2 protein-coding genes are annotated in these 1813 nt (G+C 43.9%); both read left to right on the top strand.

Annotated elements, in window-relative coordinates:
• Positions 1–1117, top strand: a 1117-nt coding sequence (locus tag B3O33_RS14415; RefSeq protein ID WP_292363866.1) for a toprim domain-containing protein, incomplete at its 5' end; no start/stop codon positions are given.
• Positions 1118–1207: 90 nt separating this feature from the next.
• On the top strand, positions 1208–1765 hold the full coding sequence (locus B3O33_RS14410; RefSeq protein ID WP_292361068.1) for a cytochrome b: 558 nt from the start codon (positions 1208–1210) through the stop codon (positions 1763–1765).
• The last annotated feature ends 48 nt before the right edge of the window (positions 1766–1813 follow it).

Genomic DNA, 1813 nt, shown 5'->3' with positions numbered 1-1813 from the left:
TGCCAAACAAGGCCGCGACCGTCGAACTCAGGCAATTCTACCTTTGAAGGGAAAAATCTTAAACGTTGAGCGCGCTCGATTTGACAAGATGATTGGCTCTGCTGAGGTAGGAACATTAATTACGGCACTAGGGTGTGGTATTGGCCGTGATGAATATGATCCGGAAAAGCTTCGCTACCACCACATTATTATAATGACCGATGCGGACGTCGACGGTTCACACATCCGTACCTTGTTACTCACGTTCTTCTACAGACAAATGCCAGAATTGATTGAGCGCGGACATGTGTATATCGCACAGCCTCCTTTGTATAAAATCAAAAAAGGTAAACAGGAACGTTACGTTAAAGATGACGCTGAAATGGAACGCTATCTGACGGAAGTCGCTTTGACCAACGCGGTACTCTATCCAACCGCAGAGGGTGTTCCAATCGAAGGCAATGCGCTGGCGCAACTGGTAAATGAATATCAAACTATCAGAGCGATCATCACCCGGTTAGCCAATCATTATTATCCGGCATTTCTGGATGAATTGATCTATCAAACAGCGATACCTGAATTTACCGATAACGCGGCAATGAAAGCATGGTTGAAAGCCATTGAGCAACGGATGAACTCAATTATGCCAACCGGCACTTATTTTGTTCTGGATCTGCAAAAACATGACAAAGAGCCTATGCCGCATGTGAATATCAGCTTTACCCGGCATGGCATCAGTAATGACTTTCATGTGCCCGGTGAGTTTTTTGCCAGTACGGAATATCAAAAAATCATGTCTTTCTCTAATAAAATCAATGGCCTATTCGGTGAAGGGGCCAGAATTGAGCGTGGAGAAAGAAATGAAAATGTTCAGCATTTCTCCCAAGCGGTTAGATGGTTAATGGCCGAAGCGCGTCGTGGCCAGCATGTACAACGTTATAAAGGCCTGGGTGAGATGAATCCAGAACAGTTGTGGGAAACCACCATGGATAAATCAAAGCGTCGCCTGCTCCAGGTAAGAATTTCAGATGCCATTACTGCAGATGAAACCTTTAACACTTTAATGGGCGATAACGTAGAGCCGCGGAGAGAATTTATTGAAACCCACGCTTTACAGGCATCGAACTTAGATATATAACTATAGGGAATTCTTCCCGTTCCACACGGTCATAGAGAAGGCCATTCAGTAAATCTGAATGGCCTTTTGTTTATTATTCAGGAGAGAAAAATGTCGATGAATGACGCTCGTTATGATCAAGGCCAGATAATCTTGCATTGGTTAATAGCGGCGATGATATTTTTTATGTTGGGTTTGGGATTGTGGATGGTAGGATTGCCAAAAGAATCTGAATTGCCACCAGGACAGGAAAGCGTACGTGCATTCTGGTTTTTATTACATAAATCAATGGGAATCACGATCGCTGCATTTATTATATTACGTGTAATATGGCGATTGACCCATACTGCTCCCCCGTTACCAGATAGCGTGCCGAGTTGGCAGCAAAGACTGTCTGGCTTTGTCCATTTTCTATTATATGGATTGATGATCGCCATGCCGATAACAGGCTATCTTCAATCAATGTACAGTAAATATGACACAAAGCTGTGGGGGGTAACGCTACCTCGATTAGCAGAGGGTGATGCAGTCGCCAGAGAAACGTTCACCGACATTCACCAGGCATTAGCGTATATTTTTATTGCTGTATTAGTACTACATGTTGGGGCCGCTATGAAACATAGGTTAAGCGGCTCTGAGGTGACGCGCAGGATGTCATTATGGAAATAGCGGTAAAGATGTCGCTAAATATAAAAAAAGGCCCTTATAAGGGCCTTT

The sequence above is a fragment of the Methylophaga sp. UBA1464 genome (assembly GCF_002325665.1).
Classification (GTDB): domain Bacteria; phylum Pseudomonadota; class Gammaproteobacteria; order Nitrosococcales; family Methylophagaceae; genus Methylophaga.
The sequence above is the reverse complement of the archived record's forward strand: the minus strand, read 5'-3'. Positions and strand labels throughout refer to the sequence as shown.